This window comes from Kribbella sp. NPDC048928 (genome assembly GCF_043197975.1).
Taxonomy (GTDB): domain Bacteria; phylum Actinomycetota; class Actinomycetes; order Propionibacteriales; family Kribbellaceae; genus Kribbella.
Genome location: NZ_JBICUC010000001.1, coordinates 1004297 through 1030902 on the forward strand (window position 1 = coordinate 1004297; position 26606 = coordinate 1030902).

Here is a 26606-nt window from a genome sequence, read left to right on the forward strand (position 1 = left end):
ACCGGGAAGTATCAAGCCGACGGTGATCGGGTGGGGGTCCTGGCGGTCACCGAACTCCGGCGAGAGAGGCCTTCCGGTGCGAAACCCGAGAAGTCGTCGAGTCTCAGCAACTGTTCTCCTACTGTCCCTGACCGGGCTCGGCCTGGTCGCTCCCCCGGCGCACGCCGACGGTCCCGGATCCGGGACACCGTACGTCGTGACCGTTGGGGACTCCTACATCTCGGGCGAGGCCGGCCGCTGGGCCGGCAGCTCGAACGACTCCGAGGCACCGGCCGACGCGCTCGGTGCGCATGCGTACCACGACAACGCGACCCACACCGCCGAGCAGATCCCGAAGTGCCACCGCAGCCTGTCCGCGGAGGCGTACCTCGGCGGCGGCATCGGCGGGCTGAACCTGGCCTGCTCCGGCGCCCGCACCACGACCGGCACCGGCAGTGACTTCAAGCCGGGCATCGACTTCTACGACGACGGCGCCGGCCACCTCGGCCAGGCGAAACTGCTGCAGCAGTTCGCGGCGAGCCACAACGTCAAGCAGGTGGTCGTGTCGATCGGCGGCAACGACTTCAACTTCGCGTCGATCGTCACCCAGTGCGTGCAGGACTTCCTGCTGTCGCCGTCCTGGGACCCCGACTACTGCCGGGACGACTCGTCGGTCGTCGCCAACTTCACGGCCGCCAACATCACCGCCGTCCGCGCCAAGATCGCGACCGCGTTCCAGAACCTGCGGACAGCGATGCGGAACGCCGGGTACGGCGACAGCACCTGGAATCTCGTCGTCCAGACGTACCCGTCACCGATCCCGTCCGCGAGCGGATTCCGGTACGGCCAGTCGGGCTACACGCGGCAGAGCACCGGCGGCTGCGGCTTCTGGAACGCCGACGCCGACTGGGCCAACAGCACCGCACTGGTCACGATCAACAGCACCGTCCGCGCCGCGATCGGCCAGTCCGGGCTCGGCAACGCCCGGCTGCTCGAGCTCCAGTCCGCGTTCAACGGCCGCCGCCTGTGCGAGAAGAACGTCGGCCTGTACGAAGAGGTCGGCCTCAGCTCCTGGACCCAGCCGGCCGCCGTCGACAAGACCGAGTGGATCAACCAGATCCGCACCGTCACCACGATCGGCTCGAACTACTTCATCCAGGAATCCCTGCACCCGAACTACTGGGCGCAACTCGCGCTCCGCGACTGCCTCCGCCAGACCTACACCCAAAACCGCGGCGGCACCTGCACCATCGCCGGCCCCGGCCTCCTCAACGGCGAACCGCGCATGACGCTCAACTGACAGACATGAGTCGGCCGCCGCACCCCTCGCCGGGTGCGGCGGCCGGTTCGTTTGGTCAGGTCAGCTCAGGTTGAGGCCTGTGTCGTCTACGACGAACGAGGTCTGCAGCGAGACGTCCTCGCTGCCGCTGAAGCTGATCGTCACCGTCTGGCCGGCGAACGACGAGAGGTTGAACGACTTGAGCGAGTAGCCGCTCGCCTTGTTCAGGTTCGAGTACGTCGCCAGCGTGGTCGAGCCCGCATTCACCGTGAGCTTGTCGTACGCCGTCGACGTGGTGGTCTCCGACGAGTCGATGTGCAGGTAGAAGGAGAGCGTTGCCGAGCAACCGGCCGGGATCGCCACCGACTGGCTCAGCGTGTCGGTGTGCGTCTGGCCGTAGCCGTCCATCCATGCCTTCCAGGTGCCGCTGTGCGCGGGCTGGGAGGCGGTGTTGTCGACGACGCCGGTCGACGCCGTCCACGGTGCTGCCGTACCGGTTTCGAAGCCGGGGTTGCCGAACTTCTGGCCCGAGCAGTTGCCGGTGCCACCGCTGACGGTGATCGTGAACTGCGCCGAGCCCGCGCCGCCCGCACTCGCGGTCGCCGTGGCGGTGACATTGAACGTGCCGCTCGCGGTCGGCGTACCGGACACGGTGCCGGTCGACGAGCCGATGGTGACGCCGGCCGGGAGACCGGTCGCGGACCAGGTGTACGGCGCGGTGCCGCCGGTCGCGGTCAGCGTGAACGACGGGAGCGCCTGGTTGACGGTCCCGGTCTTGTTGCCCGGGTTGCTGACCGTCACACCGCCGCTGGAGCTGCAGGTCGGGTCACCGGACTGCGCCGGTACGCTCACCGCGTCCCAGGCCGCCTTGACGGTGTTGAACTCGGTGCAGCTGCCCGGGTACAGGTTCTTGGCCGCGGTCAGCGTCCAGGTCCGGTACTTCAGGTACGAGCTGCTGCTGGTCTTCATCAGCATCGCGTTGTACATGATCTTGATGGCCTTCTGGATGCCGAGGCCGGTCACCGTCGAGCTGTTGCAGGTCGGGCTCGACGGGGAGCCGTTGCTGCCCTGGGACAGCAGGTAGAACCAGTGGTTGCCCGGACCGGCCGCGGCGTGCACCTCGCCACCCGGGATCGAGCTCGAGTAGCAGTTCGGGTCGCCGAGCGCCGACGGGTTGTACATGTTCCGGATCGGCCCGCTGCCGACCAGGTTGACCTCTTCGCCGACGAGGAAGTCCGGGGTGTCGTACGGCGACGACTGGTTGCTGTACCACTCGGTCGCGGCGCCGAACGTGTCCGCGACGAACTCCTGCGTACCGCTGCCGGAGATCCCGCCCGGCGTGTGGTCGTCGATCCCGTGGCCCATCTCGTGCGCCAGCACGTCGATGGAGCCGATCCAGCCGCCGGCCGAGTTGTGGCCGATCTGAACCTGGGAGCCGTCGTAGTAGGCGTTCTCGTCGTTCAGGCCGACGCGGATCGGCCAGGCGCCGCCGTTGCCGTCCATGCCGTTGCGGCCGAGCCAGTCGCTGAGCATCTTCTTCTCGGTCTGCGCCGAGAACAGGGCGTCGACGCAGCCGGTCTCACGGTTGGTCGCGGTGCCGTTGCCCCAGTTGTCGTCCGGCCCGGAGAACGTGGTGTTGTTCGCCGCGTCCTGGCAGGACAGGTTGGTGGTGTTCGGGTCCTTCATCGAGTACGTGCTGCCCGACAGGGTGGTGTCCAGGTGCAGCGGGTTCGGTCCGCTGTACACGGCCGTACCGTTGCCGAACATCACGTGCTCCTTGGTACCGAGCACCTTGCCGGTCTGCGCGTCGACGTACACCGAGAGGCTCGACGGCTCCTTGCCGTTGCTGCCGCTCACCCGCGACTGCCAGGCGAGCTTCGGGGTGCCGTTCAGGGCGTAGACCGCGAGCGTCGGCGTGGTCGAGGAGTCGACCCGCTTCAGCTGCTTGTTCGCGGTCTTCTGCGCGGTCGCGACGGCCACCTTCGCCGTCGTCGACAGGTCCGGTACGGCGGTGGTCTGGGCGACCGAGGTGTACTTCACCGCGCCCTTGTTGTCGGTCACGACGACGAAGTCACCGCCGACGACCGGGAGCCCCTTGTACGAGCGCTCGTACGGGACGTACTGCAGGCCGGACTGCTCCGAAATCACCTGTTTCGCGGTGAACTTGTCGTCCTTGGAGGCGTGCAGGGCGCTCGGCCGGGCGGACACCAACGACGACGCGGAGCCGGCGGCGAACGCCTTCGACTGCGCCTGCGAGGGCCGGGGCGGAGGTGCCGCGCTCGGGGCGGCACCGGCCGCCGACGTACCGAGCCCGGCGAGTGCCGCCGCCGCGAGGCTGGTAACCCCGAGAATGGCAGCAGGCATGCGGGAACGCTGGAACAAGACCATGGGATGTGGTCCCTTCACGAGACGGTGCTTGGGCGGGTCGCACCTCGCCGGACTGCAGGCGGTGCACCACTCCGCCTGGAACCTCCGGCCTATTCCCCGGGCTTGACTCGGATGGCCCCTTTTCCACCCGTCCCGGACGAATCGCGCGGCTGGACACTATGTCCGGCACCCCGCGTGGGCAAGGCGCTGTCGTGCCGTTGGCACGCCGATGACAACTGACCGCGTTGTCATCGCTACCAAGCGCTGACAAACCTCTGGCGAGGCTGAGAAAGATCACGGGTCCGTGAGGGGTTCGACGCGGACAGTTGCGGGGTTGCGCGCGGAGCGAACTGCTGGTGACCTGAGGAGGTTGCGAATGGCAGAATCGCGCAGACGGGTCGGCTGCCGCGGGGATCGACGCCTCGCGCGGCGCGACGGATCGCGATCAGGACGACGTCGGCTGGGGTGTGTGTGGAAACCGAATGCGTGCTGTCGCTCGGCGACCAGCGCTGGACGCTGCCGCCCGGAACCGACACGATCACCCTCGGCCGCGCCTCGAACGCCGACATCCGGCTGCAGGCCGACGACCAGATCTCCCGCATCCACGCCCGCCTGACCCGCGACGGCGACACCTGGTACCTGCACGACGAGTCCCGCAACGGCACCGGCCTCAACGGCCACCGCCTGACCGCGCCGACCCCCCTGACCCAAGGCGACCAAATCCACATAGGCCGCTCAGTCCTAACCTTCCACACCCCCGCACCCACCGCGGCCATCACAGCACCCCCGCCCACTGGCTCCCACGCCGCGCCACCCGCTGGCGCACCCGTCGCGGAGCCCCCGGCCCCCACACCTTCCGCCTCGCACGCCGCGTCCCCACCCGCGCCGACCGCCGAACCACCACGAGCCGACCCGACTCCCGCCGCGCCGCCGCAGGCGCCCTTCCCGGCTGCCCCTGCGCCTGCTGACTCGCCGTGGACTGCAGACGCCCCACCAGCTCCGCCGGCAGACGCCGCCGCCCAACACCCCGCCGGCGCGCCGCATGACGGGCAACCTGAGGCGTATCCGGTGGTGGGTAGCCCGTTTGCGCCGGATGCCCGCGACAACGAGCCGGCGTACGAGGACGGGCTGGCGTACAACGAGCGCGAGTACGCGGCCGACGAACGCGAGTATGCGGTCGACGAGCGGGTGAATCAGGGGCAGGAGTACGAGCCGGACGACGGGTACGGTGCGGCTGGTGTGGTGCCTGGGTTCGAGAGTGCCCGAGCGGGCGACGGCGGCACGTGGGCCGCGTACCCGTCGGCGGACAACCCCGAGCCCGTCCGCTCCCCCTGGGAGATCTCCGCACAGATCGACCAGTCCGAGCCGAACTGGAACGAGTCGGACGGCTGGCCCGCCGCCCCCGACCGCCGCACCGGCACCGACCGCCGCAGCGGCGACCGCCGAGCCCCGGCAGACCGCCGCACTCCAGCAGACCGCCGCGCCACCGATCGCGATACCTCGGACCGTCGTGGCGCGGGAAGCACGCGCCTCCCCAACCGCTCCGACGACCGGGGTACGTCAGATCTCGACGGCGAAGGCGTAGTAGGGACTGTCCGCCTGCCCCGAGTCCTGATCGCCGCCGGTGCGGTCATAGTCCTCGGCCTGATCGTGAACCTGATCGTCACGTTCCTGTCCGCAGGCCCCAGCGGCGACCTCCGCTGGCTGGTCCCGCCCGGCATCGCCCTGGTAGTCGCGATGATCCTCGCCCTCCTGGACGCCGCAGCCCCGAAGCACCACCGCCCAGGCCGTTTCGACGTTTCCGTACTGATCGCGATCGCCGTCGTACTGGTAGGCATCGGCGTAGGCGGGTTCGCGCTGACCGCGGGCGCCGAGTACGTCGCCGGCTACCTGACCGGCAACGAGTCCGGCGCCGACCGCCTGGTCAAACCGGTCGCGAAGGCCGGCTCCGGCATCACCATGACGGTCGAGAACGTCACGTACACAAGCCATTTCACCCGCATCGAGGTCCTGGTCGCGAACGGCGGCAAGGAGGCGTTCTCGATCCCGATCGACGGTACGACGTTCACCGCCGCCGACGGCACCGCGCTGCACGCGGACAGCGGCAAGAGCGCCTGGCCGAGCCGGATCGCGGCCGGCGGCAGCGAGCACGGCACGATCACCTTCAAGGGCCATCTCCCGGACAGCGCCACCGCCGCGGTCCTCACGTTCAAGTCCGGCAGTACGAGCTTCGCGGTGAACGGGATCCAGCTCAGCAAGTAATATCGAAAATCGATGTATAGTCGAGTCCGTGAGTGATCTGGACGTCGACCGGCTGACCACGGTCATCGAGGACTTCAACACGATCTTCATCCGGCTGCCGTCGGTCCGCCGGCTCAACTTCTCGGCCCTCTCGGTCCTGCACACCCTCGACCGGAACGGTCCGCTGCGCCTCACCGACCTGCTGGCGACCGAGCAGCTCAAACAGCCCGCGCTCACCAGCCTGGTCGCGAAGCTCGAGCAGGACGGCCTGCTCCAGCGCCGCCAGGACCCGAGCGACGGCCGCGCGAGCCTGATCTCGCTCACCCGTACCGGCCGCGACCTCGTACGTTCCCGGCACGCCAACCGGGTCGCGAAACTCACCGCCCTCGTCGATCGGCTCACGCCCGAGGAGCTCGCCGTCCTCGCCGGCTCCGTCGACGTACTCCATCGCCTGACCGAACTCGCGGAGGACCCCCTATGATCCCGACCCCCATCGCCGTCCCCGACGAGGTCCTCGACGACCTCCGCGACCGCCTGCGGGCGACCAAATGGCCGCGCGACGCCGGCAACGACGACGGCTTCTACGGTGTCCGCCGTACGCGCCTGCAACCGCTCGTCGAGTACTGGGCGGACGGCTTCGACTGGCGTGCCGCCGAGAAGGCGATCAACGTCTACGACCACTACCGCGTCGACGTCGGCGACGTCCCCGTACATTTCCTGCGCCGCCCCGGCGTCGGGCCGAACCCGGTCCCGCTGATCCTCAGCCACGGCTGGCCGTGGACGTTCTGGCACTGGTCGAAGGTGATCGACCGGCTCGCCGACCCGGGGGCGTACGGGGGTGATCCGGCCGACGCGTTCGACGTGATCGTCCCGTCGCTGCCCGGGTTCGGGTTCTCCACGCCGACCACCCCGGACATGAACTTCTGGAAGATCGCCGACGTCTGGCACGAGCTGATGACCGGCGTCCTCGGGTTCGGGAAGTACGCCGCGGCCGGCTGTGACGTCGGCGCGCTGATCAGCGGGCAACTCGCACACAAGTACGCAAACGAGCTGTACGGGATCCACATCGGTTCGGCGCTGAAACTCACGCTCTTCAACGGGGATCGCGGCTGGGACCTGAGCGGCGGCCACCCGATCCCGGAGGGTCTGCCGCCCGAGATCCACGACCGGATCGTCCACCTCGAACGCCGGTTCGCCGCGCATCTTGCCGCACACGTCCTGCACCCGAGCACGCTCGGCTACGGTCTCGCCGACTCACCCGCCGGCATGCTCGCGTGGATCCTGGAACGCTGGCTGAGCTGGGCGGGCAGCGAGCACGCGTTCACCGACGACGAGCTGCTCACGCACGCGACGATCTTCTGGGCCGGCAACGCGATCGACAGCTCGATCCGTACGTACGCGAACAACAACCGCTACCCGTGGACGCCGACGCACGACCGTACGCCGATCATCGAGGCCCCGACCGGCATCACGTTCGTCGGCCACGAGGACCCGCCCGGCGTCCACACCCCGGAGGAGCGCGTCCAGAACTTCCTCGCCGGCGACCGCGCCCCCTGGTACAACCACACCAACATCACCGCCCACCCCACCGGCGGCCACTTCATCCCCTGGGAGCTCCCGACCGAGTGGACCGACGACCTCCAACGCACCTTCCGCCCGCTCCGCTAATTGATGGCGACATAGCGGCGGAGGTGAGTGTCGAGCACCTCGCTCGCCGTCGCGGGCGGCAGTCCGTCGGGATCGCTGAGCATCTGCAGGATCAAGCCGTCGACCAGCGCGGCGGTCTCGATCGCCGCGCTCGCCGGAGCGAACTCACCGACGCTCTCGCCGCGTTCCTGCGCGAGCCGGTACGCCGCCGCGCACTGCTCGCGCAGACCGGCCAGCAAGGAGTGCTGGTAGCTCGCGAGCGCCGGCGTCACGGCCGCTCGCGCCGCGAAGGCGAGGTAGACCCGGCTCTCGCGCCGGCGCAGCTCGTCCAGCGGGAGGAACTCGAGCAGTACCTTCCGCACCACTGACCCGACCGGACCGTTCCTGGTGATGCCGGCCGCGCGGGTCGTGATCCGGCCGATGGTGTGCTCGAAGGCGAGCAGCAGCATCTCGTCCTTGGTCCGGAAGTAGTACTGGACGGTTCCGACCGACACGCCGGCCGCGGCCGCGACCTCGCGCATGGTGGCCAGGTCGAGCCCACGCTCCGACGTGATCGTCAGGAACGCCTCGAGAAGCCGGTCCCTGGTCGGTTCGGTCATGCTCGCTCCTCCACAACTATCGACTATACACTCGTACTATACGGTCGTATGGTCGAATCATGGTGAACCTGCACATCCCAGCACCACCGACGCGCGGCTCCCGCCTGGCCGGTCTCCTACGATCACGGGCGATCCAGGTCGCTGCCGGCGGCTGGCTACTCGTCAACGCGGTCCTGATCGCCCTCGCCGGCGGTCACCTGCCGTTCCATGCCTCGTCGTTGGCCGAACCGCCCGCGACCGGGCAGATCCTGCAGACGAACGCGATGTTCCTCGAGGTCTTCGTGCTGATGGGGGTCGTGCAGCTGCTGACGCGGCGCCGCAGCATCCCGGACATCGCGGAGCGTGCGCCGAACCGCGAGCAGGCTCGGCGCGAGACGCTGATCGTTCTCGCGTACGGAGTGATGGCGCTGGCCGGGGGCTACGTCGTCGGGCATGCGTTCGGCCCGCACGCGTTCGGGTTCCACCTGGACGGCATGATCATCCGTACCGGGCAGGAGGTCACGCCGACGGAGTCGATCGGCTGGGCTGCCTACAACCTGCTGGCGTACGCCATCGTGCCGTACGTGGTGTTCCGGCGCCGGTACACCAACGATCAGCTGAGTCTTCGTTCGGCGAACCGCCGGTCGGACCTGAAGGTCGTCGTCGTGATCGTCGTCATCGAGTCGACCGTGCAGCTCTTGCTCAACCCGGCGGTCCTGCGGCTCGACGTACGACAGTTGCTGCTCGGTGCGCCGTTGACGTTCGTGCTGTCGTTCGCCGGCACCGTGCTGCCCACGATGGTCTTCGTCTACAGCATCCTCACACCGCGCTACCTCAAGCTCACCGGATCGGTGCCGGCGACCGTGATCCTCGGCGGGGTCACGTACGCGATGCTGCACCTGTTCGACGGCTGGACGAACTTCGTCTCACCGGCCGATGCGGCGCTCTCGGTGCTGTACCTGCTGCTGTTCTACACCGGCCCCGGGATGTTCAAGACGTTCATCACGATCCGTACGGCGAACGCGTGGACCCATGTGTGGGCCTACCACGCGATCGCGCCGCACACCCTCGTCGATACGCCGATGTTCGTCAAGATCTTCGGCATTCGGTGAACCGGGTTGTTGCCGACGGGCTGACCGCAGGATCGCCTGCGGGCCGGCCGATGATCGCCGCTCGAGGCGGACCAGGTACTGGCGCAGTTGCCGCGCGATCTCGTCCGGGGCGCCCTCGTCCGGAGCGTTGTGGTCGAGGTCCGGAAGGATCGTGTACTCCGCCTTCGGCAGCAGGCCCGCGAGCCGTGGGAGCACGCCGGTCACGTACGCGGGCGACTTCACACCGCCGAGGAACAGCGTCGGCGACGTGATCCCGGCGTAGCGGCCGCCGTCGGAGTCCAGGCGAGCGATCTCGTCGAGCTCGGCCGGCGTGAGCGGCATCAGGTCACGCTCCTCGCGCCCGAACAGCAGCAGCACGGAAATTGCCCAGAGCAACGGAGTCGCCCGGAACGGCAACACCTGCGCGCCTTTCAGGAACGTCGTCATCGCGGACACGAACCGGTGGTCGTCCACCTGACGGCGGAACGCGTCCAGCCAGCCGAGATCGAACGACCCGTCGAGACTCACGGCCGGCTCGTACACGATCAACGCGTCGAGCGCCTGCCGCAGCCCCACGTGCAGCCCGATCAGCCCGCCGTAACTGTGCCCGAACACCACCCGCGACCCAGTGTGCTCGAGCACCCGCAGTACGTCGTCGACCTCGGTCTCCACGCTGTACGAAGAATCGCGCGGCAGACTCTCGCCACGCCCCCGCCGCTCCACGACATGCACCGTATGAGCCCCGGCCAACGCCCGCGCCAGCGCCGCATAGTGGTGCGCCCGCCGATTCGTCCCCGGCACTACAACCACCCCGGGCCCGGCCCCAAAACTGGTAACCGCAACCCCGCCCACCAACTCGCTCCCACTCACACCCACAGCCTCCATCGCTGCACTGTCACCCGCCTGACACGCGACTGGCACGGTTACCCCAGAACACAACAACACCTCCACCCGAACCGTTTGTTCCCACTGCCCGCACGTAGGCCGACCCGGCGGACCTCGAGGGCACCCCTACTGCTCGGGTTCTGACGCGGCTTTGCGGGGCATCAGGGTGACGATCGGGAGGCTCAGGACGGTCAGGGTGAGGACTGCGAGAAGGGTGGTTTTCAGGGCGTGGTCGAGACCGGAGGCGGCGGCCTGGAAGAAGATCGAGGTGACTGCGGCCGAGCCGATGGCCGAGGAAAGTTGCTGGATGGAGCCGAGCGAGCCGCTGGCGCTACCGGCTTCGTCGGGTTTCGCGTCGCCGAGGGCGACGGTGGGGATGGTGGTGAAGCAGAGTCCGATGCCGATCCCGATCACGAAGAACGCCGGAGCGAGCGCCCAGAGCGTACTGGGGTGATCGACGAGGGCCAGGACCCATCCGCAGCCGGCGAGGATGATCGCGAGGCCGATGAAGACGAGTCGACGGCCGAGCTTGGTGACCAGGCCGCCCATCGCGACGACGCCGGCGGCGATCAGGCCCAGGGTGAGCGGCACCAGAGCGAGCGACGCGTCCCGCGGGCCGACGTGCAGCCCCACCTGCAGGTACAGCGAGAGTACGAAGATCAGGCCGGTGCCGGCGGCGAAGACGACCAGGCCGACGATCATTCCGGACGTGAAGCCCCGGTTCTTCAGGAGCGAGGGGGTGATCAGCGGGTGGGTTGCGGTGCGCTGACGGTACGTGAAGGCTGCGAGGAACAGTACGCCGACAGTGATCGAGAGGACCGGGACAGCGCTCCAACCGTTGGTCGACCCCTCGATCAGGCCGTACAGCAGACCGATCATGGTGACCGCCAGCAACCCGGAGCCCCAGCCGTCGACGACCACTGATCGGTCACCGTCACCGTCGCGCGGCAGGATCCGGACCGCGACGACGATCCCGACGACGCCGAGGACGATGTTGGCAAGGAAGATCGGGCGCCACGACAGCCCGAACAGGTCGGCGCTGATGATGAACCCGGCCAGCACCGGCCCGCCGACGCTGGACAGACCGAGCACCGGACCGAACAGCCCGAATGCCTTCGCGAGCATGTCGCGGCTGAACGCCTTCGTCATGATCGCCATGCCTTGCGGGAGGAGCAGCGCCCCGAACGCGCCCTGCGCCACCCGGCCGACGATCAGCAGCGACGGGTCGGGCGCGAACCCGGCGGCCGCCGAAGCGAGCGTGAACCCGCCCATGCCGATCAGGAAGAGCCTCCGCTGGCCGAACTTGTCGCCGAGCCGCCCACCGACCAGGAGCAGAACCCCCATGGCGAGCATGTACGCCGGTCCGAGCCACTGGATCAGCCCGACACCGCCGCCGAGCTCAGCGGCGATCGTCGGGGCAGCGATGTTCGTGACCGTACCGTCGATCACGTCGAGCGCGTCGGCCAGCAGTACGAGCCCGAGGATCGCCCACATCCGGCGATCGGTACGGTCTGCGGCGAGCGTGCTCGGTTGGGTCAAGGTCGTCATGATGAGGAGCGTCCTTCGCTACCTGGGCGCCCCTCGTGGGCGGCCTCTCACCACCTCTACGAACCCCGCTGCTCCGATCCGACACCGCTCACTGGAACGGGCGTACCTCGATCTTTCGGTCGCAGACCTTCGATGCCTCGGTGGCGAGGGCAAGGGCCGTCTCCAGGTCGGGGGCCTCCCACACCCAGACTCCGGCCAGGTACTCCTTCGACTCCACGAAGGGCCCGTCGCTGAAGATCGCCTGCTCGCCGCGGTTGTCGATCACCGTCGCCTCGCCGGTGTCCGCGAGCCCACCCGCAAAAACCCAGTAGCCGTCGGCGATCAGCCGCTCGTTGAACGCACTGATCGCAGGCTGCCGGTCCGTACTCCCCGGATCGACCTTGTCGTCGATCACCGAAACCATGAACTGCACCTGAAGCTCCCCTCGGTCGTAGCCCAGCATCGTCCCACAACGACAAAGTGCCTGGTCGATGCTGCTCTGACCAGGCACTTCTCAAGGGGTGGAGGTGGCGGGAATCGAACCCGCGTCCTTCGGCGTTGCTTCAAGGCTTCTCCGGGCGCAGTCTGAATGGCGCTTTTCTCAGCCCCAGCGTTTGGACAGACATCTCGCTGACAGGCTCAGTCACTGTAAATGTCCCGTACTAGCCCCGTGACCGGACTAGCAAAGCAAGCTCTCTAAATGAGGCCAGGGGCCGGGGCGAGAGCATCCCCGGGCTGACCGCTTCTTTAAGTGCTCAGGCCGTCAGGCGGCGAGAGCGAAGCTACTGCGCTGTGTATTGGCAGTTATGGTTTTCCAGAGATCGTTTACGAGATAACCCTGGATCCTCGGCCCGCTTCCCTTGGAACATACGTCCAAAGTCGAAACCGTTCACCCCCTGTTGAGTTGTCAAACTCCCACCCGTACCGCAGTGGAAGCTCCACACTACCAAGTCCAACCAGGCGCCCGCACCTGACATTCCCCGCTACTTGATCAGGCGCAGGGTGAACGGGTAGCGGAACTTGGCGCCGGCCGCGGTGGCCAGGCCACCGATGCCGGTCAGCAGGAACCACAGGATGCCCAGGATCGGGAACAGGAACGACAGGAACCCGTGGGTGAACCCGGTCATCACTCCGAGTAGTGCGAACGCCCCGGCCGCGGTCAGCTGGAAGTTCAGCGCCTCGACGGCGTGCCGGCGTACGGCGGGATTCTTGGCGCCGGCCGTCGCGACCACGAGCGCCGGGCCGACGAAGAACGTCGGGTACCCGAGCCAGTGCGCGATCGTACCCATGCCGCGGCCGTCGCCCTGGTACGTCTGCAGCGGCGCCGGCCTGGTGAACGCGGCCGGGGCGAACGTCGGCACCGGGCGCGCCACGAGCCCGTCGAACGTGCTGTTCAGCTCGGACCGCGTGCGCGCCTGCAGCGCCTTCTCCAGCCGGAGGTCGAACTCCATGTGCTCCAGGCGACCGTCGGCGTACATCTCTTTCAGGATCTCGACGGCCCGATCCCGCTGCGCCGAGGTCACCAGCAACTCTGAAGTGGACATGCCTCCACTGTGCGCCGCAGACGCCCCCCACCCCATCGGGTTCAGCCCGGAGCCACCCCTGAGCGAACCCCAGTCACTGGCGCCGGCGGTCGGAGAGCGCGCGCTGCGCCTCGCGGTCGGCCTGGCGTTCGGCGAGGGCGTGGCGCTTGTCGTAGTCCTTCTTGCCGCGGCCGGTGGCGAGCTCGACCTTCGCGTACCCGTCCTTGAAGTACAGCGACAGCGGGATCAGTGAAACGCCCTGCTGCTCGACCTCACGGATCAGCTTCTGCACCTCGTCCTTGTGCAGCAGTAGTTTGCGGGTCCGGCGCGGCTCGTGGTTCGTCCAGGTGCCGTGCTTGTACTCCGGGATGTGCATGCCCTGCAGCCAGAGCTCGATCCCGCGGACGGCGGCGAACGCATCGACGAGGGAGGCCCGGCCCTGCCGCAGGGACTTGACCTCGGTCCCGGTCAGCACCAGCCCGGCCTCCACCACGTCCTCGATGTGGTAGTCGTGCCGCGCCTTACGGTTCTGGGCGATCGGCTTCTCGCGGCCGGACTGTTTCACCATCCGGCCAGTATCCCAGATCGTCAGCGGCCGTCGCCTCCATTTCCTTCAGTGCCAGCGGCGTCCAGGTGGGCACCTCGCCTGGGCGGTGCTGGTGCGAAGGAAATGGAGGCGACGGCCGCTTACAACCACCCCATCGGGTTTACGACGCGGCCGTCCTTGTAGACCATGAAGTGCAGGTGGCAGCCGGTGGAGTACCCGGTTGTGCCGGACCATGCGATGATCTCGCCGCGCTTGACCCGCTCGCCGACGTGCGCCTTGTACTTCGACAGGTGGTTGTAGACGGTGGTGATCGAGTCACCACTCATCACTCCGTGTGACACGAACAGCCGGTTCCCGTAGCCGCCGTTGTAGTACTTGTCGGTGACCACGCCGTCGGCCGCGGCGCGTACCGGCGTACCGCAGGGAGCGCGGAAGTCGGTGCCGTCGTGCAGCTTCCAGTAGTGCAGGACCGGGTGGAAACGCATCCCGTACGGCGACGTGATGTAACTGCTGACGGGATAGCTCAGCCGCCCGCCACCGCTCGGCGTCGGATCCGGGACGTTCCGCGGTTTGCGGTGTTCCTTGCGCGCCTTCGCCTTCTCGGCCCGTTCGGCCGCAGCCTTCTTGCGTGCGGCGGCCGCCTTCTCTGCCTTGGCCCGCGCGATCAGCAGCTGCTCGACCCGGTTCCGCTCGGCGAGCAGCGAGTTGTACTGCGCCTGCTCGGAGTTCTTCTCCTTCTCGGCGGCCTTGAACGCGGTCAGCTTGACCTTCGCGATCGCCGCCGCCTCGGCCCGGTCGGCCGCGACCTGCTTGGTCAGCTCCGCGACCTTCTTGACGGTCGCAGCGGCCGCGGCACGAGCGCCCACGGCCTCCTTCTCCGCGGCGGCGACCTTCACCTGCTTGCTGGCCAGTTGCGCCTGCGCGTTGTTCAGGTTGGTGATCGCGTTGCTCTGGATGCCGAAGACGTTCCGCTGCACCTGCATCCCGGTGGCGATGTCGGCCGGTGCGGCACCGCGCAGCGCGATCGACAGCCCCACGAGGCTGTTCTGCTGCTGGTACGCCGACCGTACGGCACGCCCCGCGACGGCCCGCTTCTCCGCGATCAGCTTCTGGCCGGCCACGACGTCGGACACCGCCGTACGCAGGGCTGCCTCGGCCGCGGCAAGCTTGCCCGCGGCAACCGCATCGGCGGCCTTCGCGGCGGCGAGCTGCCCCTGCGCGGCGGCGTACCGGACCTGGACGGCCTGGTACTTCGCGACAGACTGGTTGTACGCGGCAACGGACTTGCCGAGCTGGTCGGAGGCGTCGTCGAGATCAGCCTTGGACCGGTTGATCTTCGAGTCGAGCTGCTTCTTCTTGGCGGCTGGATCCGGCGGTTTCGCCTCCGCGGTCGGAGCGGACGGAACCGCCGCCAGGACACCGGCGGACAGGGACAGGACAAGGCAGCAAGCGGCAACCATCGTCTGCCGGCCCGGCGGTCGCGTGCGTGATCGCGGGTACGGCGCGGCGGGGGTACCGGTGCTGTCGTCTCGCTTGATGCTCCCCCGCTTGCGCGGGTTCGCACCGGGGAAGTGCGGGACCACAGGTCGACCCCTTGCTCTGGATGAAGTTTTCGTGCGTTACGGGAGTGACTGCTGTTACTCCTGATACTGCACGATAGGTCACCCGGGTCAGACTTTGAGGTATTTCCGTGTTGTCAGGAATGTCGGGACCACGGCCAGCACCAGGCCGACGACGACCATGATCAGCGTGGCGCGGAAGGTTTCGGTCGCCCCCACCCACTGCCAGACCCGGAACGTCTCCTGGGCTCGTTGCATGACCATGAAGTACACGATCAGCCAGAGCGTGCCGCAGGCAAGGACCGCGCCGATGATGGCCGCGAGCACCGCCTCGAGCAGGAACGGCAGCTGGATGTAGAAGTTCGACGCGCCGACCAGGCGCATGATGCCGATCTCACGTCTGCGGGCGTATGCCGCCAGCCGGATCGTGTTCGCGATCTGCATCAGCGCGGCGACCAGCAGCAGACCGGCGCCGACGTACGAGCCCACCTGCAGCCAGTTCAGCGCCTTGAAGAGTGGATCGAGGTACTGCCGGAGGTCCTGGACCGTGTCCACACCCGGCAGGCCGGCCACCGCGCTCACCAGGTTCTGGTAGCGCTGGGGATCCTTCAGCCGGATCCGGAACGACTCCTGCATCTGGTCCTGGGTGACCGTGCTGACGATCGGCGAATCCTTGTACAGCTTCTTGAACGAGTCGAAGGCCTGCGCCTTGGTCTCGGTGTACACGCCGTCCGCAGCGGTGTCCGGGTTCTGCTCGATGACCTGCTGGATCCGGTTCTTCTGCTCCTGGCTCACCTCGGTGCCCGCGCAACCACGGCCGCCGGAGTCCTTGGTGCAGAGGAAGACCGAGATCTGGATCTTGTCGTACCAGTTCCCCTTCATCAGGTTCACCTGCTCGTGCGCGAGCAGCGCGCTGCCGAACAGCGACAGCGAGACCCAGATGGTGACGACGACCGCGATCGTCATCGAGAGGTTCCGCTTCAGACCGATGCCGAGGTCGGAGAGGATGTAGTTCAGGCGCATTCTTCAGTCAGTCCCTGTGCTCGGCGGTCAGTGCTGGTAGCCGTAGACGCCACGCGACTCGTCGCGGACGACATGGCCGTTCTCCAGCTCGATCACGCGTTTGCGCATCTGGTCGACGATCGACACGTCGTGCGTGGCCATCACAACCGTGGTGCCGGTCCGGTTGATCCGGTCCAGCAGCTTCATGATGCCCACCGACGTACCGGGGTCGAGGTTTCCGGTCGGCTCGTCGGCGATCAGGATCATCGGCCGGTTCACGAACGCGCGGGCGATCGCGACCCGCTGCTGCTCGCCGCCGGACAGCTCGTCCGGGAGCCGGTCCTCCTTGCCGTCCAGACCGACCAGCTCGAGCACCTCGGGGACCGTCTTGCGGATGTGGTTGCGCGGCTTGCCGATCACCTGCAGCGCGAACGCGACGTTCTCCGAGACGGTCTTGTTCGGCAGCAGGCGGAAGTCCTGGAAGACGGTGCCGATCTGGCGGCGCATCTGCGGGATCCGCCAGCTGGCGAGCCGGTTCAGGTCCTTGCCGGCCACCATGATGTGACCCTTGGTCGTACGGTGCTCGCGCAGCACCAGACGAAGGAACGTCGACTTGCCGGACCCGGAGGTGCCGACCAGGAAGACGAACTCGCCTTTCTCGATCTCGACGTTGACGTTCAGCAGAGCGGCCTTGGACTGGCCCTCGTACGTCTTGGAAACATTCTCGAAGCGGATCACGGGTTCATCCGGCCGTGGTCGGGAACAGGGAGCGACGCGACGGTAACCACGAAGTGCACCGTACGCCACCGGAGCGGCCGGCGATCAGTCTAGGCGTTCCACGGCGTGCCGCCGACCACATCTGCCGCTCCGAACACGCCCGTCCGATACCCGGTGTGTTTGAAACGCCTGATCAGGCGTCCGACTGGCGGGCGATGGTGGCGGAGGCGCGGCGGACGATCGGGACCGGGCCGGCCGGCAGGACGTCGCCGATGAACGCGTAGTGCTCGAGGACGCCCGGGTCGACGTCGCCCGGACGGTGCCGGCTGTGGTCGCGGACCCAGTCGATGATGTCGCCCCAGCCGGGCGCCGCGAGCGAGCCGCCGAAGTGCTGCACGGACAGCCCGGCGCACAGGTTGGCGAACGCCAGGCGGTGCGCGAGCGGCCAGCCACGGAGCGTGCCGAGAACGAGCGACGCGAGGAATACGTCGCCGGCCCCGGTCGGGTCGTACGACCGCACCGGCAGGGCCGGCACCTGCTCCTCCTCCCCGGTGGTGGAGTCGATCGCCAGTACGCCGTCCGCGCCGTTCGTCACCACGGCGAGCGGGACGCGGTCGGCCAGCTTGTGCAGGGCGGCCTTCGGCGTGTCGGTACGGGTGTAGGCCATCGCCTCGCCCGCGTTCGGGGTGAACGCGTGGAAACCGTCCAGTACGTCGAGAACCGCCGGGGACCACTCGTCGGTCGGGTCCCAGCCGACATCGCCGAACAGCAGCGCCCCGGACTCGCGGGCCTCCACGGTCCAGCCAGGCAGCTCCTCCGCGACCGGGACGATCGCGGACCGCGTCCGGAGCCCCGGGCCGACCAGCTTGCTCGGGTCGCCGGGCGCCTCGTGCGCGTGGGTGACCATCGCGCGGTCGCGGTTGATCGACATCGACACCGTGACCGGGGAGTGCCAGTGGCCGATCCGGCGCGAGTGCGACAGGTCGACGCCCTCCTGGTCCGCCAGCGTCCGCCAGCAGAAGTCGGCGTACACATCGTCACCGAAGACGGCCGCCAGGCCGCTGTTCAGACCGAGCCGCGCGGCCGCGATCGCGAAGTTCGCGACGCCGCCGGGGCAGGATCCCATCCCCTCGGCGAAGATCTCGGTCCCGGTGATCGGGGCGGACTCGAGGCCGGTCATGACGATGTCGTAGAACACGGTCCCTTGTACGAAGACGTCGTACCCGTCCTTCTGGTCCGTCACGGTGACACTGCTCCTTGTCATCCTGGTCCGTCGGTCGTGGAATGCTCCTTCGTAGCATCATCGACCGGTCAAGACCATGTCATTACACGGAATTGGGAGGACAGCGATGAGCTTCGGGGTGGGTCCGTGATTCCGACCTGGATCTCGGTCGTCGGGGTCGTCGTGACGGTGCTGTCTCCCTTGCTCGCGCTCGGTGGAGTGGTGCTGGGCGCGTACCTGACCCGGAAGTCCGACCGCGAGCTGGACACCTGGCGGCACCGCGAGGAGACGATGCGGATGGTCCGCTGGGCGGTGGAGCAGATTCTCGAGGGCGAGGACGCCGGTACGGACGCCGGTGTGGTGACGCTCCGCTCACTGATGCGGTCGGAGTTGTTACAACCGGAGGACTACGACCTGGTCGCCGCGCTGACCGCCGCCGTTGCCATCGACCGGGTCGGGGCGGACGCGTACGCTGATATTGCGGAAGCTGACATCGAGGTCGTCGAGGGAGACAGTGACCATGGCTGACAAGCGGACCGTGAAGGTCTCCCGCCAGGTGATCGAGTTGGCCCGCCTCCATGTCGAGGCCGCCCGCCGAGCCGGCCGCAAACCCGACGAGGCCGTCGCCCGCATCGCCAACGCCCACCCCGACAACGGCAACGACTCCGCTACTCCCGCGCCTGCCTGAGCGCTACCAGGGCCAGGAGTACCCCTCCGGCGACGAAGCCCCAGGTCGGGCTGGTGTGTTGAACGAGGACGCCGGTAGCGGCTGAGCCGGCTGCGGAGCCCAGGTTGTTGCTTGTGTTGATCCAGGTGCTTGCCTCGGTGCGTTGGTGCGGTGGAGTGACCGAGTCGGCTGCCAGGTAGGCGACTACGAAGAGTGGTGCTACAGCTGCACCTGCTACACCCAGTACGGCGCCCAACGGGATCAGGCCAGGCATGACTGACGCTGTGAGTAGCCCAGCGGCAAGTACGGCGATCAGGGCGGCCAGGTGGCTCGACGAGGAGCGCGTGTGGGAGCGCCGCGCCCACAGGATGCCACCTACGACGCTCCCGGCTGCTATAGCTGCTTCGACGTACCCAGCCGCGCCAGAGTGGCCCGCCTGCTGGGCTACGGCAGCTACGCAGAGGTACGCCGTACTGATGCCGGCTGCGGTGAGCAGGATGACCAGCATGACCCGGCGGAGGCCAGGGAGGACGAGCGGGCCCAGCGGGTGGCGGGCGTGCGCTGGTGGAGCAGCGTGGGTCGTCACCGGGCTGCTGACCATTGCGAGGGTGCCCAGCAGCATCAGAGCGGCTGAACACGCCAGGGCGATCGGCGCTGCGAAGACCCCGATCAACGTGCCGGCGATCAGCGGACCGCCCAGGAACAGGCACTCCTCGGCAACAGCATCCAGCGCGTACGCACGTTCCTTGAGCGGCAGGCCGTCCGTGAGGAGGCGCCAATTCGAGCGCATGGACGGCCCCAGCGGCGGCGCGAGCAGCCCGGTCACGCCGACCAGGACGAGCAGTACGGCGGTGTTCGGCGTACCGGAGATCAGGAACAACCCGGCGGACGAACCGGTCGCCAGGAACGGGAGGACCCGCCGCTGGCTGTAGCGGTCGACCAGGCGGGCCTTGTACGGCATCGACAACGAACTGACGCCGAAGACGGCCACTGCGGCACCGGCTATGGCGAAGGAGCCGGTGGAATGGCGGACGGTCATGAGCAGGGACAGCGGGAGCAGGCCGTACGACAGCCGGCCGAGCAACGCGGGCACGAACGTGCGCAGCGCCGACGGCAACAGCAGGACGTCACGGTAGCTCCCGGCACGAAGAGTGCCGAACACGAGAACGCTCCTAGAGATTCACAACGCAATGAGGACTCGGAACCACGCCAGGCGTGGGAGCCGCTCTCTAGTCACGAAGTGAATGCATGCCGCACAGCATACGCGAGAAATAACCCCGACATCGGCCGTTCCGGTCGTAGGGTCGGGGGTCTGGGCGCAGGCTGTGGGACTGCGCGGACGGAGGCGGCAATGAGTGGGATGACGCGGCGGCGGTTGCTGGGGATCGGCGCCGGACTGTCGGCGATGGCGGTGGCCGGTTGTGGGTCGAACTCGGGGCGCCCGTCGTCCGGTGGGTCGGACGGGTCGAAGCCTGCGCTGCAGCAGTGGTACCACCAGTACGGCGAGGCGGGCACGCAGCAGGCGGTGGAGAAGTACGCGAAGGCGTACCCGGACGCCACGGTGTCGATCCAGTGGTCACCGGGCGACTACGAGAAGAAGGCCGCGGCCGCGCTGCTGACCGATCAGGGTCCGGACGTCTTCGAGTACCCGAACGGCCCGACGATCGACATGGTGAAGGCCAAGCAGGTCGTGGAGCTGACCGATCTGCTCGGTGACGCGAAGAGCGACTTCAATGCGGCCCTGCTCGAGCGGATGTCGTACGACGGCAAGCTGTACGCGATCCCGCAGGTGATCGACATGCAGCTGCTCGTGTACCGCAAGAGCCTGCTGAGCGCGGCCGGCGTCCAGCCTCCGCAGACCGTCGACGAGCTGCTCGCCGCGGCCAAGAAGCTGACCACCGACAAGGTCAAGGGCCTGTTCGTCGGCAACGACGGCGGGGTCGGCGTGCTCGGCGGCCCGGCGCTCTGGTCGGCCGGCGTCGACTACCTGACCAAGGACAACCAGTTCGGGTTCGACGACCCGGCCGCGTTCGAGTCGCTGCGCAAGCTCCGCGAGTTCTGGACCGCGAAGGTGTTGTTGCTCGGGGCACCGACCGACTGGTCCGACCCGTCCGCGTTCACGCAGGGCCTGACCGCGATCCAGTTCACCGGCCTGTGGACGCTGCCCGTGATCGAGAAGGCGCTGCCCGGCGACTACGGCGTACTGCCCTGGCCGAAGCTGAACGCGACCACCGGTGCGCCGAGTGTCCCGGTCGGGGCGTACGGCGCGGCAGTGAACGCCAAGTCGAAGAACCTCGACGCCGCGAAGAAGTTCGTCAAGTGGCTGTGGGTGGACCAGACCGACGACCAGCTCGACTTCGCGCAGTCGTACGGCTTCCACGTACCGGCCCGCCAAAGCCTGTCCGCGAAGGCGGACAAGCTGAAGTCCGGCCCGGCCGCCGACGCAGTCAAGCTGCTCAACGACAGCGGCCGCCCGCAGAACCCGATGCTCTGGTCGCCGAAGGCGAGCTCCGCGTACTCCGACGCGCTGAACAAGATCATCCGCAGCGGCGCCGACCCGGCCGCCGAGATCAAGATCGTCCGGACAGTCACCGAGGCGGAGCTCAAGCGGATCGCCGGATGAGTCTGACGCTGAGCCCACTGACCGACGACGACCGCGCGCTGATCGAGCTCGCCCGCCGGACGGTCGACGCGAACACCGACGGAGCCGACGGCGTCCACACGATGGGCGCCGCGGTCCGTGGCATCGACGGCCGGATGTACGCGGGCATCAACCTGTACCACTTCACCGGCGGCCCGTGCGCCGAGCTCGTCGCGCTCGGCCGCGCCCGCGCCGAGGGCGCCCGCGAGCTCACCACGATCGTGGCCGTCGGCAACGAAGGCCGCGGGGTCTACGGGCCCTGCGGCCGGGACCGCCAGATCCTCGTCGACTACCACCCGGGGATCCGCGTCATCCTCCCGTCGCCCGACGGCCCCGGCTCGGTCCTGGCCACCGACCTCCTGCCCGGCGCCTACCGCTGGAGCCCGAACCCGTAGCTCCGTACGAGGGGCATGAACAACTCGTCGACGATCGACCGGATGCGTTCGGGCGACGGCGCCTCGAGGTCCATGAGCAGGTCGTGGCGGACCAGATCGAACGGCAGATTGAGCACCGCGGCCGGGATGCGCTCGAGGTCGATCTCGCCCCGCTCGTGGGCCCGCTGGTAGATGGCGCGCCGATGCGGGAGCAACTGGTCGCCCATGACCCGGTCACGGGCCTGCGCAGGAGTCAGGCCTGTCCCGGCCAGCAGCCCTGAGAACGCGGCACCCGCGGCGATGGCGAAGAACCCGGCCAGCGACTCCCCAACAGCCGTGAGCCGAGCAAGCAGGTCGGTACGCAAGGCGCCGGTGTCGGGCACCTCGATCGGGTTGAGGTCGCGGTGGCGCTCGATCACGGCGAGTACGAGCTGGTCCTTGTTCGCCCAGCGGCGGTAGAGCACCGCCTCGCTGGTCCGGGCGCGGACCGCGACCGACTCCATGGTCAGACGCGCGTAGCCGGTCTCGGTCAGCTCGTCCCATCCGGCGGCGAGGAGCGCCTCCTCGAGCTCCTGGCCGTGCCGGCGACGGCGCACGGGTTCGCTGTCCACGCCTCCACGATAGAAAGGCTTTCCTTTCTTGGCAACCGGCCGTACGCTGTTGAGAAATGGATCCCTTTCTTACAGGGAGTTGAGACGATGACCGAACAGGTACTGATCGCGGGCGCCGGGCCGACCGGGCTGACGCTGGCCTGTGAGCTGGCGCGCCGTGGCGTGCCGTTCCGGCTGATCGAGGCCGCGCCCGGCCCGCAGCCCGGCTCGCGCGGCAAGGGCATCCAGCCCCGCACCCTCGAGGTGTTCGACGACCTCGGCATCGTCGACCGCGTGATCGCCAACGGCCGGCTCGCGATGCCGATCCGTTCGACCGGTCCCGACGGTCAGGTGCGGGTGAGCGGCACCGACACGCTCGGGGATCGCCCCGACATCCCGTACCCGGCGAGTCTGATCACTCCCGAATGGCGGATCGAGGAGGCGCTGCGGCTGCGGCTGGCGGACTTCGGCGGCGCGGTCGAGTTCGGTACGACGCTCAGCAGATTCGAGCAGTCGGACGACGGCGTGACCGCGGTGGTCCTCAAGGACGGTGAGGCCGAGACCATCACGGCCCAGTGGTTGGTCGGCTGCGACGGCGGCCATAGCGTCGTACGCAAGCAGGCCGGGATCGCCTTCGACGGCGAGACCCGGGACGCGGTCCGGATGGCCATCGCGGACGTCGCGGTCGACGGCCTGGACCGCGACGCGTGGCACATGTGGCGGCACGACGAGGGCCTCGTCACCCTCTGTCCGCTGCCCTCGACCGACCTCTTCCAGTACCAGGCGAGCATCGCGCCCGGCCAGGATCCCGATCTCGGCCTCGCCAACCTGCAGGCGATCCTGGAGCGCCGCAGTGGCCGTACGGATATCCGCCTGTCTTCGTCGGAGTGGACGTCGCTGTGGCGCGCCAACATCCGCATCGTCGACCGCTACCGCGAAGGCCGGGTCTTTCTCGCGGGCGATGCGGCGCACATCCATTCACCGGCCGGCGGGCAGGGGATGAACACCGGGATCCAGGACGCGCACAACCTCGGCTGGAAGCTCGCCGCGGCTTCCAACGGCGCCTCCCCTGCGTTGCTCGATACGTACGATGCCGAGCGCCGGCCGATCGGCGCCGGCGTACTCGCGCTCTCGAACGCGCGTCTCGCGCAGGCCGTCGAGACGAACAGCATCGCCGTCCGCCGCGACGCAACCACGATGCAGTTGGACATCGGCTATCGCGGGTCCGTCCTGGCACACGACGACCGCGACGAGACCGCGCCGCTCCGCGCCGGCGATCGGGCACCTGATGCGACCAAGCTGCTGACCGTGGACGGCGAACGCCGGCTCTTCGACCTGACTCGCGGCGGGCACTTCACGGTGCTGAACTTCGGGGCGGTGCCGGCGCTCGAAGACGGTCCGCAGACGTTCCAGGTCGTTGGGCACCCCAAGGGTCCGGGCGAGATCGCCGACACCGACGGCCAACTTGCCGACACCTACGGCGCGACCGATCGCACCCTCGTCCTGATCCGGCCCGACGGCTACATCGCGCTGATCTCCGATGCCGGTGACGTCTCGGCGCTCACCATCAGCCTGGCCGGCTTCAGAACGCGGGGATGATGTCCTTCCCGTACGACGCCAGCGTCTGCTCCTTGGCGTCGTGCTGGAGGTACAGGGCGAACTGGTCGACGCCGAGGTCCTTCAGCTCGGCCAGCCGGGCGAGATGGTTCTCCACGGGTCCGAGGATGCAGAAGCGGTCCACGACCTCGTCCGGTACGAAGTCCGTGTGGGTGTTCCCGGCGCGCCCGTGCTCGGCGTAGTCGTACCCCTTGCGCCCCTCGATGTAGTCGGTCAGGGCCTTGGGCACCGCGCCTGACGTGCCGTACCGAGCGACGATGTCCGCCACGTGGTTCCCGACCATGCCACCGAACCAGCGGGTCTGGTCGCGCTGGTGCGCCAGGTCGTCGCCGACGTACGCGGGCGCCGCCACGCAGAACTTGATCGCCATCGGATCGCGGCCCGCCTGCTCCGCGGCCCGGCGGACCGCGGTGATCATCCACTCGGCGATGTCCGGATCGGCGAGCTGGAGGATGTAGCCGTCGCCGACCTCGCCGGTGGCCTGGAGAGCTCGCGGGCCGTACGCCGCCACCCACACGTCGAGCGCACCGCCGTCGGCCCAGGCGAACTTCAGTTGCTGACCGCGATACTCGACGGTCTCGCCGCGGGCCAGCGCGCGCACCACCTCGACGCAGCGTTTCAGCTCGTCGATCGTGCCAGGCTTGGCGCCGAGCGTCCGCAGCGCCGAGTCGCCGCGGCCGATCCCGCAGATCGTCCGGTTGCCGAACATCTCATTCAGGGTGGCGAACTGGGACGCGATCACCGTCCAGTCGCGGGTCCCCGGGTTCGTCACCATCGGCCCGACGATCACCCGTTGCGTGGCCGCGAGGATCTGGCTGTAGATGACGAACGGCTCCTGCCAGAGCAGATGCGAGTCGAACGTCCACACGTACGAGAACCCGGCGTCCTCCGCCTGCCGGGCCAGCTCCACAACCGTGGACGCGGGCGGATCACACTGAAACACCACACCGAAGTCCACGTTCTCCCCCTAGGTTGGGTCTGATGGTCACACGCCGTCGCGAGCAGGTGCTCGGTGCGGTAGCTCGGCGCGCTGGAGTGAAGGCCTCGATGTGGTTTCATCGTGGCCTTTGCTCCAGGGCGGCGAGGTGCCGTGCCGAGTGCCGCGCAGTAGGCGTGTGACCATCAGACCCAACCTTCACATCAGATAAGACGACAGGCCGCGTTTGAGGAACTTGCCGCGTCCCTTGCGGCCCTGGTAGTTGCTGTCGGCCACGATCACCTCGCCGCGCGAGATCACCGTACCCACCCGGCCCTGGATCTCGACCCCTTCGTACGCCGAGTAGTCCATGTTCATGTGGTGCGTCGCGACCCCGATCCGCGTTGTCCCGTTCGGGTCGTAGACCACCAGATCCGCGTCCGAACCGGGTTGTACGATCCCTTTCTGCGGGTACAGGCCGAACATCCGGGCCGGCGTGGTCGCGATCGTCTCCACCCAGCGCTCCAGCGACAGCTTGCCGTCGGCAACACCTTGGTAGACCAGGTCGACGCGGTGCTCGACACCGCCGATCCCGTTCGGGATCTTGGAGAAGTCGCCGAGACCGAGCTCCTTCTGGTCCTTCATACAGAACGGGCAGTGGTCGGTCGACACGACCGCGAGCTCGTTGGTCCGCAGACCCTTCCACAGATCGCGCGCGTGCGACTCGTGCTTGCTGCGCAGCGGAGTCGAGCAGACCCACTTGGCGCCCTCGAACCCGGGCGCGCCGAGCTGGTCCTCGAGCGTGAGGTACAGGTACTGCGGGCAGGTCTCCGCGAACACGTTGCGACCCTCGTGCCGCGCGGCGGCGACCTTCTCGAGCGCCTGGCTCGCGGACAGGTGGACGATGTACAGCGGGCAGTCGCGCGCCACCTCGGCGAGCGCGATCGCGCGGTTCGTCGCCTCCGCCTCGAGCGCGGCCGGGCGGGTGATGCCGTGGTACAGCGGATCCGTCTGCCCGCGTTCGACCGCTTGCTGTACGAGAACGTCGATCGCGATCCCGTTCTCGGCGTGCATCATGATCATCGCGCCGTTCTCACGCGCGGTCTGCATCGCGCGGAGGATCTGCCCGTCGTCGGAGTAGAAGACGCCCGGGTAAGCCATGAACAGCTTGAAGCTCGTGATGCCCTCGTCGGCGACCAGCTGGTCCATCGCCTTCAGCGCATCGGTGTCGACCCCGCCGAGGATCATGTGGAACGCATAGTCGATGTGGCACTCGCCGTCGGCCTTCGCGTGCCAGGCGGCGAGCCCGTCCTGCACCACCTCGCCGGTGCGCTGGATCGCGAAGTCGATGATCGTGGTGGTGCCGCCGTACGCCGCGGCGCGGGTACCGGTGTCGAACGTGTCGCTGGCCGACGTACCGCCGAACGGCATCTCCATATGGGTGTGCGCGTCGATCCCGCCCGGGATCACGTACTTGCCCTCGGCATCGATCACCTGGTCGGCGGTGACCTGTGCCGTGAAGGACGGGTCGAGGAGCGCGACGATCTTCTCGCCGTCGACCAGCACGTCCGCCGCCCTGGTCCCGGTCGGTCCGACGACGGTTCCACCTTTGACGAGCAAAGTCATGCGCGGTCCCC

24 protein-coding genes, 1 other RNA gene and 1 pseudogene are annotated in these 26606 nt (G+C 68.3%); 10 read left to right on the forward strand and 16 right to left on the reverse strand.

Features of this window, described 5'->3' with window-relative positions; genetic code table 11:
* Positions 1-196 precede the first annotated feature (196 nt).
* Positions 197-1279, forward strand: a complete 1083-nt coding sequence (locus tag ACGFI6_RS04815; protein WP_393115288.1) for a hypothetical protein — start codon at positions 197-199, stop codon at positions 1277-1279.
* Positions 1280-1339: 60 nt separating this feature from the next.
* Here ACGFI6_RS04815 and ACGFI6_RS04820 read toward each other — a convergent pair whose 3' ends face one another.
* Entirely contained in the window at positions 1340-3622 is a 2283-nt protein-coding gene (locus tag ACGFI6_RS04820; RefSeq protein ID WP_393115289.1) for a M4 family metallopeptidase, read from the reverse strand.
* A 474-nt stretch (positions 3623-4096) separates the two neighbouring features.
* Here ACGFI6_RS04820 and ACGFI6_RS04825 point away from each other — a divergent pair, with 474 nt between their 5' ends.
* The 3 genes from ACGFI6_RS04825 to ACGFI6_RS04835 are packed head-to-tail and all read left to right on the forward strand — an operon-like array spanning position 4097 to position 7534.
* The gene (locus ACGFI6_RS04825; protein WP_393115290.1) at positions 4097-5887 is read left to right on the forward strand and encodes an FHA domain-containing protein; all 1791 of its coding nucleotides are present in this window, start codon (positions 4097-4099) and stop codon (positions 5885-5887) included.
* 28 nt (positions 5888-5915) lie between these two features.
* The gene (locus ACGFI6_RS04830; RefSeq protein WP_393115291.1) at positions 5916-6347 is read left to right on the forward strand and encodes a MarR family winged helix-turn-helix transcriptional regulator; all 432 of its coding nucleotides are present in this window, start codon (positions 5916-5918) and stop codon (positions 6345-6347) included.
* On the forward strand, positions 6344-7534 hold the full coding sequence (locus ACGFI6_RS04835) for an epoxide hydrolase family protein (protein ID WP_393115292.1): 1191 nt from the start codon (positions 6344-6346) through the stop codon (positions 7532-7534). The genes ACGFI6_RS04830 and ACGFI6_RS04835 overlap by 4 nt, the downstream gene beginning before the upstream one ends.
* On the opposite strand, the gene ACGFI6_RS04840 is transcribed toward ACGFI6_RS04835, so the two are convergent.
* On the reverse strand, positions 7531-8112 hold the full coding sequence (locus tag ACGFI6_RS04840; protein WP_393115293.1) for a TetR/AcrR family transcriptional regulator: 582 nt from the start codon (positions 8110-8112) through the stop codon (positions 7531-7533). The genes ACGFI6_RS04835 and ACGFI6_RS04840 overlap by 4 nt on opposite strands.
* Before the next feature lie 59 nt (positions 8113-8171).
* Between ACGFI6_RS04840 and ACGFI6_RS04845 the strand changes: the two genes are divergently transcribed.
* Entirely contained in the window at positions 8172-9203 is a 1032-nt protein-coding gene (locus ACGFI6_RS04845) for a hypothetical protein (protein WP_393115294.1), read from the forward strand.
* 102 nt (positions 9204-9305) lie between these two features.
* On the opposite strand, the pseudogene ACGFI6_RS04850 reads toward ACGFI6_RS04845, so the two are convergent.
* The 10 genes and pseudogenes from ACGFI6_RS04850 to ACGFI6_RS04895 all read right to left on the reverse strand — a co-directional run.
* Positions 9306-10067 (reverse strand): annotated as a pseudogene (locus tag ACGFI6_RS04850) (alpha/beta fold hydrolase); the annotation flags it as partial.
* A gap of 126 nt (positions 10068-10193) precedes the next feature.
* Positions 10194-11615: an MFS transporter gene (locus ACGFI6_RS04855; RefSeq protein ID WP_393115295.1), complete on the reverse strand. Its 1422-nt coding sequence runs from the start codon at positions 11613-11615 to the stop codon at positions 10194-10196.
* Between the two features lie 88 nt (positions 11616-11703).
* Entirely contained in the window at positions 11704-12027 is a 324-nt protein-coding gene (locus tag ACGFI6_RS04860) for a YciI family protein (RefSeq protein ID WP_393115297.1), read from the reverse strand.
* 86 nt (positions 12028-12113) lie between these two features.
* Positions 12114-12491, reverse strand: a transfer-messenger RNA (tmRNA) gene (gene ssrA / locus ACGFI6_RS04865).
* Positions 12492-12577: 86 nt separating this feature from the next.
* Entirely contained in the window at positions 12578-13138 is a 561-nt protein-coding gene (locus ACGFI6_RS04870) for a DUF1707 and DUF4870 domain-containing protein (RefSeq protein ID WP_393115298.1), read from the reverse strand.
* 73 nt (positions 13139-13211) lie between these two features.
* Complete coding sequence (smpB, locus tag ACGFI6_RS04875; RefSeq protein WP_393115300.1) at positions 13212-13685, reverse strand: SsrA-binding protein SmpB; 474 nt, start codon at positions 13683-13685, stop codon at positions 13212-13214.
* A gap of 119 nt (positions 13686-13804) precedes the next feature.
* Positions 13805-15247, reverse strand: coding sequence for a M23 family metallopeptidase (locus tag ACGFI6_RS04880; RefSeq protein WP_393115302.1), 1443 nt, complete (start codon positions 15245-15247; stop codon positions 13805-13807).
* A gap of 87 nt (positions 15248-15334) precedes the next feature.
* A complete protein-coding gene (ftsX, locus tag ACGFI6_RS04885; RefSeq protein WP_393115303.1) occupies positions 15335-16246 on the reverse strand; it encodes a permease-like cell division protein FtsX in 912 nt (303 codons plus the stop codon).
* A gap of 27 nt (positions 16247-16273) precedes the next feature.
* Positions 16274-16963 carry a cell division ATP-binding protein FtsE gene (gene ftsE / locus ACGFI6_RS04890; RefSeq protein ID WP_393115304.1) on the reverse strand — a complete coding sequence of 230 codons (690 nt, stop codon included), beginning with the start codon at positions 16961-16963 and terminating at the stop codon, positions 16274-16276.
* Between the two features lie 172 nt (positions 16964-17135).
* Positions 17136-18185, reverse strand: coding sequence for a carbohydrate kinase family protein (locus ACGFI6_RS04895; RefSeq protein ID WP_393115306.1), 1050 nt, complete (start codon positions 18183-18185; stop codon positions 17136-17138).
* Between the two features lie 126 nt (positions 18186-18311).
* Between ACGFI6_RS04895 and ACGFI6_RS04900 the strand changes: the two genes are divergently transcribed.
* Positions 18312-18692: a hypothetical protein gene (locus tag ACGFI6_RS04900; RefSeq protein ID WP_344198618.1), complete on the forward strand. Its 381-nt coding sequence runs from the start codon at positions 18312-18314 to the stop codon at positions 18690-18692.
* Complete coding sequence (locus ACGFI6_RS04905; RefSeq protein WP_393115307.1) at positions 18685-18852, forward strand: hypothetical protein; 168 nt, start codon at positions 18685-18687, stop codon at positions 18850-18852. The genes ACGFI6_RS04900 and ACGFI6_RS04905 overlap by 8 nt, the downstream gene beginning before the upstream one ends.
* Here the strand turns inward: ACGFI6_RS04905 and ACGFI6_RS04910 are convergent.
* Positions 18833-19993: an MFS transporter gene (locus ACGFI6_RS04910; protein WP_393115308.1), complete on the reverse strand. Its 1161-nt coding sequence runs from the start codon at positions 19991-19993 to the stop codon at positions 18833-18835. The two genes, ACGFI6_RS04905 and ACGFI6_RS04910, sit on opposite strands and share 20 nt — an antisense overlap.
* Positions 19994-20182: 189 nt before the next feature.
* Between ACGFI6_RS04910 and ACGFI6_RS04915 the strand changes: the two genes are divergently transcribed.
* A complete protein-coding gene (locus ACGFI6_RS04915; RefSeq protein ID WP_393115309.1) occupies positions 20183-21454 on the forward strand; it encodes an ABC transporter substrate-binding protein in 1272 nt (423 codons plus the stop codon).
* On the forward strand, positions 21451-21867 hold the full coding sequence (locus ACGFI6_RS04920; RefSeq protein ID WP_393115310.1) for a cytidine deaminase family protein: 417 nt from the start codon (positions 21451-21453) through the stop codon (positions 21865-21867). The genes ACGFI6_RS04915 and ACGFI6_RS04920 overlap by 4 nt, the downstream gene beginning before the upstream one ends.
* On the opposite strand, the gene ACGFI6_RS04925 is transcribed toward ACGFI6_RS04920, so the two are convergent.
* On the reverse strand, positions 21843-22457 hold the full coding sequence (locus tag ACGFI6_RS04925) for a TetR/AcrR family transcriptional regulator (RefSeq protein ID WP_393115311.1): 615 nt from the start codon (positions 22455-22457) through the stop codon (positions 21843-21845). The two genes, ACGFI6_RS04920 and ACGFI6_RS04925, sit on opposite strands and share 25 nt — an antisense overlap.
* An 87-nt stretch (positions 22458-22544) precedes the next feature.
* Here ACGFI6_RS04925 and ACGFI6_RS04930 point away from each other — a divergent pair, with 87 nt between their 5' ends.
* Positions 22545-24035 carry an FAD-dependent oxidoreductase gene (locus tag ACGFI6_RS04930; RefSeq protein WP_393115312.1) on the forward strand — a complete coding sequence of 497 codons (1491 nt, stop codon included), beginning with the start codon at positions 22545-22547 and terminating at the stop codon, positions 24033-24035.
* Here ACGFI6_RS04930 and ACGFI6_RS04935 read toward each other — a convergent pair.
* Positions 24019-25011 (reverse strand): TIGR03842 family LLM class F420-dependent oxidoreductase, encoded by a 993-nt coding sequence (locus ACGFI6_RS04935; protein WP_393115314.1) that lies wholly within the window; start codon positions 25009-25011, stop codon positions 24019-24021. The two genes, ACGFI6_RS04930 and ACGFI6_RS04935, sit on opposite strands and share 17 nt — an antisense overlap.
* Before the next feature lie 177 nt (positions 25012-25188).
* The gene (gene hydA, locus ACGFI6_RS04940; protein ID WP_393115315.1) at positions 25189-26595 is read right to left on the reverse strand and encodes a dihydropyrimidinase; all 1407 of its coding nucleotides are present in this window, start codon (positions 26593-26595) and stop codon (positions 25189-25191) included.
* Positions 26596-26606 lie beyond the last annotated feature (11 nt).

Bases quoted from the DNA above. Each gene is read 5' to 3' on its own strand.
- ftsX (WP_393115303.1), bottom strand. From the start codon at position 16,246: ATGCGCCTGAACTACATCCTCTCCGACCTCGGCATCGGTCTGAAGCGG.
- ACGFI6_RS04930 (WP_393115312.1), top strand. From the start codon at position 22,545: ATGACCGAACAGGTACTGATCGCGGGCGCCGGGCCGACCGGGCTGACG.
- ACGFI6_RS04920 (WP_393115310.1), top strand. From the start codon at position 21,451: ATGAGTCTGACGCTGAGCCCACTGACCGACGACGACCGCGCGCTGATC.
- hydA (WP_393115315.1), bottom strand. From the start codon at position 26,595: ATGACTTTGCTCGTCAAAGGTGGAACCGTCGTCGGACCGACCGGGACC.
- ACGFI6_RS04835 (WP_393115292.1), top strand. From the start codon at position 6,344: ATGATCCCGACCCCCATCGCCGTCCCCGACGAGGTCCTCGACGACCTC.
- ACGFI6_RS04915 (WP_393115309.1), top strand. From the start codon at position 20,183: ATGAGTGGGATGACGCGGCGGCGGTTGCTGGGGATCGGCGCCGGACTG.
- smpB (WP_393115300.1), bottom strand. From the start codon at position 13,685: ATGGTGAAACAGTCCGGCCGCGAGAAGCCGATCGCCCAGAACCGTAAG.
- ACGFI6_RS04905 (WP_393115307.1), top strand. From the start codon at position 18,685: ATGGCTGACAAGCGGACCGTGAAGGTCTCCCGCCAGGTGATCGAGTTG.
- ACGFI6_RS04820 (WP_393115289.1), bottom strand. From the start codon at position 3,622: ATGCCTGCTGCCATTCTCGGGGTTACCAGCCTCGCGGCGGCGGCACTC.
- ACGFI6_RS04845 (WP_393115294.1), top strand. From the start codon at position 8,172: ATGGTGAACCTGCACATCCCAGCACCACCGACGCGCGGCTCCCGCCTG.
- ACGFI6_RS04855 (WP_393115295.1), bottom strand. From the start codon at position 11,615: ATGACGACCTTGACCCAACCGAGCACGCTCGCCGCAGACCGTACCGAT.
- ACGFI6_RS04840 (WP_393115293.1), bottom strand. From the start codon at position 8,112: ATGACCGAACCGACCAGGGACCGGCTTCTCGAGGCGTTCCTGACGATC.
- ACGFI6_RS04870 (WP_393115298.1), bottom strand. From the start codon at position 13,138: ATGTCCACTTCAGAGTTGCTGGTGACCTCGGCGCAGCGGGATCGGGCC.